Genomic DNA, 6,105 nt, shown 5'->3' with positions numbered 1-6,105 from the left:
GGAAGCTTGTACAAATTGTAAGATTACAGCAGACCCTAATAAGACCTACAAATGGATAAAGGCTGGTAAGTTAGGAGAGAGTAAAGGCTCATTTCAAGGAGAGCTAATTCATGGCAAAGTAGAACTTTTTACAATGGGTATGGGAGGAGAGAAAGAGATGGTAGAAAGAGGAAACTATTTCACAGGGTTGAAAGATGGTAAAATAGAGGAATATACTTTTGGAAATTTGGAAAATATAGAGCTTTACGAAAAAGGAGAAATCAAAGAAATAGAGTTTTATAATCCAGAAAAAAAGATTCTTGACCATAAAGTTGTTTATACTTCAGCATCTAACACAAATCCTCGTAAAATGAAAATCTTTTTCTACTACACTGCTGAACATGTAGAAAATGAGAAGCCAACAGGTAAAAAATTGGGTAGAAGATTAGAAATAGAAGGCTATCAAGTTCCCAACGGTTCAACATATTCAAATTTTTATGATGGAGCATATAAAAAATACTCTACATGGCAAGATGCAGAGTATTTAAGACAAGAAGGAACATACACTAAAAATAGAAGAACTGGTCAGTGGAAAACTTATTATGATGAAGGAGTTGTTTCAATAGCTCAATATGATAATGATTTATTGATTTCTGAGAAATTTGTTAAAGACGGACAACCTTTTACAGGTGTTGCCAAAGAAATGGGACTTAATATTAAGTCTGTTGCAGCTATGGTGGAAGTGAAAAATGGAATTAGAGAGGGAAAAACATCAGATGTGTTTCGTACAAATGATAAAAAGGAAAGAGCACCAACACGCATTGTAGAATATGTGAATGGTCAAGCAAAAGATGAAACATTTGATTTTACGGGATTTTTGAAAACACAAAAAATAGTTAAAGAAGCTACTTACATACAAGAGTGTGATAGCAAAGGTAGTGGTTTATTGTTTTTAGATAAAATTCAATATACAGATAAAGGAGCATTGGTATACTTTCAGACTGTTAATACAACATTTGTAAACGGCTCTGCAATCTCAACTCAAGTTGCTGGTAAAGATGGGGCTTTTACTGCTCTAGATTTGATTACTAAGAAAACTTATAAAGTAACAAAAATATTCAATATTGCTTTAAAACCAGCTTCTCAATCTTCTGCTTATGGAGAAATGGCAACTTTCATTCTATACTTTGAAGGATTAACTCAAACAGTTAAGAAAATTTCTTTTGTAGAAGGAGATCCTGAAAATCCATTCGTAATAGATGAAAAAACAGGAAATACTACTTACAACTGGGGCTGTTATGAACTAACGGCTAAGTAATATTTATACTTTTAATAAAAAGCCACAATCATGTGGCTTTTTTATTAAGAAAAAATGGAGATTTATTTTAATTTTATTATATTCGGCACAAAATGTGATAACTACGTAAACAGTAGTTTTTAGTATAAACCCTTTAATACACACAATTTTAATATGAAAAGACACATTTACACAATATTATTCTTACAAATATTGTCAATAGGTACTACTTATGCTCAATACCAATCAAAAGTTGTAAAGGTAAAGACAGAGGAGTATGAAGGTACAGTGGAAGCTTGTACAAATTGTAAGATTACAGCAGACCCTAATAAGACCTACAAATGGATAAAAGGAGGGAAATTAGGAGAGAGTAAAGGCTCATTTCAAGGAGAGCTAATTCATGGCAAAGTAGAACTTTTTACAATGGGTATGGGAGGAGAGAAAGAGATGGTAGAAAGAGGAAACTATTTCACAGGGTTGAAAGATGGTAAAGTAGAAGAATATGCTTTCGGAAACCTTGAGCATATCGAAACCTATGAAAAAGGAGAAATCAAAGAAATAGAATATTATCAACCTGAGAAAAAAATCTTAGACCATAAAATCACTTATACTTCTTCGGCAAGTGTTTTTCCTCGAAAAATGGTAGTTTCTTATTACTTCTTCACTGACCATTTTGGTGAAGATAAAAAGCCAACAGGAAAAAAACATGGTAGAAGATTAGAAATGGAGGGTTATCAAATCCCCAATGGAAATAGCTTTTCTAATGTTTATGAAGGTAAATTTAGAAGATATACCCTGTGGCAAGATGCAGAAATGCTCAGACAGGAAGGTACATATTCAAAAAACAGAAGAACTGGTGAATGGAAAACTTATTATGGTGAAGGAGTGATTGGAGTAACCAAATATGAAAATGATGCATTCGTATCAGAACAATTCTTAAAAGATGGAAAACCATTTACAGGTGTTGTAAAAGATTTAGCCAGAGATTTTAAAACAGAACTTGTTTGGATAGAAGTAAAAAATGGAATTCGTAACGGAAAAATGTCTGAAGATTTCAAGGAAAATGAGAAAAAAGAAAAAATAGCAGGTAAGATTACCGAATACGTGGATGGTAAAGTAAAAGACTCTAAAACAATTACTTTGTCTGAATTCTTAAAAACACAAAAAGTTACAAAAGAAGCAGAATATACTCAAGAATGTGATAGTAAAGGTAGCGGAACATTGTTTTTGGATAGAATAGTTTATACAGATAAAGGTGCTTTTGTTTACTTCCATACAGTAAATTTATTATTTGCAGGTGGTTCTTCTATCTCAACAGCAGCTCCTGGTAAAGAAGGTGCATTTACGGCTTTAGACTTAATTTCAAAGAAAGTATATAAAGTTACACAAATCTTCAATTTGGCTATTCAGCCATCAAGACAATCTGCAAACTATGGAGAAGCCAACCAGTTTGTATTGTATTTTGAAGGCTTGACCCAAACAGTTAAGAAAATTTCTTTTGTGGAAGGAGACCCAGAAAATCCCTTCACAGTTGATGAAAAAACAGGGACAACTACTTATAGCTGGGGTTGTTACGATTTGACAACAAAATAATAAAGTTCTTAAAGTGATACTCTCAAAAGCTACAGGAAACTGTAGCTTTTTTTGTTAAAGAAAAGGAAATATTTTTTTAATAATATTGTACTTTTTTTGGTTACCTTTTTCTTTGTAACTGTATCTACCTATGAATACTCTTATTCAAACACCTGTTTAACACTTTTTCATACATAAAAAGCCTTTCCTTTTGGGTAGGCTTTTTTTATTTACTATCTTGCAAAAAATTTGCTTTTCATTAAAAATACGAGATAAAATTGTAACTTTAAAGAGTTCAATCTTACACCTAGCATTGTTTTATTATTCTTATCGTTTTATATATGCGTGAGTTTGAATATATATTTCAAGAAATACCATTATTAGCTACTATTGCAAAAAAAGCCCAAGAACTTGGAACAGAAAGTTACTTGGTAGGAGGTTTTGTTCGAGATTTAATCTTAAAAAGACCTTGTAAAGATATAGATATTGTATGTGTGGGAAGTGGGATTGATTTTGCAGAAAAGATAGCCCAAGAAATCAACCCAGATATACAAGTTAGCTTTTTTAAGAATTTTGGAACAGCTATGTTCAGACATGATGGATGGGATATAGAGTTTGTAGGAGCAAGAAAAGAGTCTTATCAAAGAAATTCTAGAAAACCTATTGTAGAAAATGGTAGCCTTGAAGATGACCAAAATCGTAGAGATTTTACCATCAATACTTTAGCAATTTCTCTCAATCAAGAAAATATGGGTGCTTTGATAGACCCATTTGAAGGAGTAAGTGATTTGAAGAAAAAAAATATCCAAACCCCCTTAAATCCAGATATTACTTTTTCTGATGACCCTCTGCGTATGATGCGAGCCATTCGTTTTGCATCTCAATTGGGTTTTGATATTGCTGCTGAAACCTTTGAAGCAATAGTTAGAAATAAAGAAAGAATTAGCATTATTTCACAAGAACGTATTACAGACGAATTGAACAAGATTATTCTTTCTAAAGTACCTTCTTATGGGTTTAAATTATTATTTCATTCAGGTTTGTTACACATTATATTTCCTGAAATGGTAGCTTTGCAAGGAGTTGAGGCTGTCGGAGATAAACGCCATAAAGATAATTTTTATCATACATTACAGGTTTTAGATAATTTAAGTGAAAAGACACAAGACTTGTGGTTACGTTGGTCTGCTATTTTACATGATATAGCCAAACCTGCAACCAAACGTTTTGATGAAAAAGTAGGCTGGACATTTCATGGGCATGAAGACAAAGGTGCAAGAATGACACCTCATATTTTTAGAAAACTTAAATTGCCTATGGGCGAAAATATGCGAGTAGTACAAAAACTGGTTCGTTTGCATTTACGCCCTATTGCTCTTGTAAAAGAATATATTACAGATTCAGCAATTCGTAGATTGATTTTTGAAGCAGGAGAAGACTTGGAAGGCTTAATGATTCTATGTAGAGCAGATATTACTTCAAAAGATCATCAAAAAGTAAAAAAATATCTTACTAATTTTGATAAAGTAGAAGAAAAACTCAAAGAAATAGAAGAAAAAGATAAATTACGTAATTTCCAGCCTGTCATCACAGGAGAAATTATTATGGAAACGTTTGGATTGAAGCCTTGTAAAGAAGTTGGGCTGATAAAAACTGAATTGAGAGAAGCTATTTTAGAAGGAGAAATTACCAATACTTATGAAGAAGGCTTCAATATGATGCTTGAAATAGGAAAAAAATATAATTTACAACCTATAAACCTATAAAAATATGAACCCTTGGCATGATATACCTGTTGGAAATAATCCTCCTGAAATAGTGAATGCGATTATTGAAATTCCTAAAGGTAGTAAAGGAAAATTTGAAATTCATAAAGAAAGTGGTTTATTGATGCTTGACAGAGTGTTATTTTCGGCTGTTCATTATCCAGCTAATTATGGCTTCATCCCTCAAACTTATTGTGGAGACAGAGACCCTTTAGATATTTTGGTTATCATGTCCATAGACTTACCACCTCTTTGTATGATTGATGCAAAAGTGATAGGGGTGATGCGAATGATTGACCAAGGTGAAGCTGATGATAAAATCATTGCTGTAGCCCTAAATGATATGAGTGTGAACCACATCAACGATATTTCTGAATTACCACCCCACACTACTGTAGAAATTCGTCGTTTTTTCGAAGATTACAAAAAATTAGAGAACAAACAAGTTGTTGTAGAAGATTTTATGGGCAAAACAGATGCTCTTAGAATTGTTCAGGAAAGTATAGATTTGTATAAAGAAACTTTTAAGAAGAATTAAAAAGAGCAAGAATTTATTCTTGCTCTTTTTGAATATATGCTATCATTTTCAAAATACCTGTTTCAACATCAATAAGGGGCTTTCCTAAAACAGCTAACATTTTAGAAATGTCCGGTTTACGTCTTGTCATATCGCCTTCTGTGAGAGGGGGTAAATGAATAATTTCAGATTTTGAGCCAGATAATTGAATAATCTTTTGAGCCAGTTGTAAAACAGAAATCTCTTGGTGGTTTCCAATATTGATAATGTCATTCACTAATAAATTTTCATGTAATATTTTGGCAGTAGTTTCTATGTTATCACTAATATAACAAAATGTTCTGGTCTGGCTTCCATCTCCATAAATCGTAATAGGCTCATTTTTAAGAGCATTACGAATGAACTTTGCCATTACAAAATCCATGCTTTGGTCTGGACCGTATGTGTTGAAAAACCTGAAAATCGTAAAATCTAAACCATATTCTTTTTGATAGGATTTAAAAAATGCTTCGCCTAAATTTTTCACAATAGCATAAGGAAGCCTTGAGTTTAGAGGTGTAGTCTCCTCATTCTGAGGGAATTCTACAGGTTCGCCATAAACTTCTGAAGAAGAAGAATAAAATACCCTTTTTACATTGGTATTTTTGGATAGATTCAAAATATTTTTGATACCTTCAATATCTTCTAATACTTTGACAGGGTTGTTGAGTGTTCTTTGTACTCCCACCAGAGCTGCATAATGGAATACATAATCAAATTGATAGGCAAGCATAATAGCTGAGATATCCTGATAACTATTTACATCAGCTTTGATAAATTTCCAATTATCTCCTTTTGATGGAGGTAACTTATGAATACTCCCTGTAACCAAGTTATCAATAATTACAACAAAATTATGTTGGTCTTCTACCAATTTTTTAGCAAGAGCTCCCCCCACATTGCCTGCTCCACCTGTTATTAAAATCTTTTTCATG

General features: G+C 32.5%; 5 protein-coding genes (1 of these 5 only partly in view). 4 read left to right on the top strand and 1 reads right to left on the bottom strand.

Annotated features, from left to right (window positions below):
• The 4 genes from AD998_12780 to AD998_12765 form a co-directional block, all read left to right on the top strand.
• Positions 1-1,297: the 3' portion of a hypothetical protein gene (locus AD998_12780; protein ID KOY86901.1), read on the top strand. Its footprint begins 29 nt before the window's first position; the window shows 1,297 of its 1,326 coding nt (coding positions 30-1,326); its start codon lies beyond the left edge, outside the window; it ends in the stop codon at positions 1,295-1,297.
• Between the two features lie 153 nt (positions 1,298-1,450).
• Positions 1,451-2,869, top strand: coding sequence for a hypothetical protein (locus AD998_12775; protein KOY86900.1), 1,419 nt, complete (start codon positions 1,451-1,453; stop codon positions 2,867-2,869).
• A gap of 320 nt (positions 2,870-3,189) precedes the next feature.
• Entirely contained in the window at positions 3,190-4,614 is a 1,425-nt protein-coding gene (locus tag AD998_12770; GenBank protein ID KOY86899.1) for a tRNA nucleotidyltransferase, read from the top strand.
• A gap of 4 nt (positions 4,615-4,618) precedes the next feature.
• Positions 4,619-5,152, top strand: a complete 534-nt coding sequence (locus AD998_12765; GenBank protein KOY86898.1) for an inorganic pyrophosphatase — start codon at positions 4,619-4,621, stop codon at positions 5,150-5,152.
• 13 nt (positions 5,153-5,165) lie between these two features.
• Here AD998_12765 and AD998_12760 read toward each other — a convergent pair whose 3' ends face one another.
• Complete coding sequence (locus AD998_12760; GenBank protein ID KOY86897.1) at positions 5,166-6,104, bottom strand: epimerase; 939 nt, start codon at positions 6,102-6,104, stop codon at positions 5,166-5,168.
• Between the last annotated feature and the right edge of the window lies 1 nt (position 6,105).

The organism is bacterium 336/3, assembly GCA_001281695.1.
Classification (GTDB): Bacteria; Bacteroidota; Bacteroidia; order Cytophagales; family Thermonemataceae; genus Raineya.
This window is presented reverse-complemented; position numbering and strand designations above follow the sequence as displayed.

What these genes read in the sequence shown, in the direction of transcription:
- AD998_12775 (KOY86900.1), top strand. Translation starts at nt 1,451, where the DNA reads ATGAAAAGACACATTTACACAATATTATTCTTACAAATATTGTCAATA.
- AD998_12770 (KOY86899.1), top strand. Translation starts at nt 3,190, where the DNA reads ATGCGTGAGTTTGAATATATATTTCAAGAAATACCATTATTAGCTACT.
- AD998_12765 (KOY86898.1), top strand. Translation starts at nt 4,619, where the DNA reads ATGAACCCTTGGCATGATATACCTGTTGGAAATAATCCTCCTGAAATA.
- AD998_12760 (KOY86897.1), bottom strand. Translation starts at nt 6,104, where the DNA reads ATGAAAAAGATTTTAATAACAGGTGGAGCAGGCAATGTGGGGGGAGCT.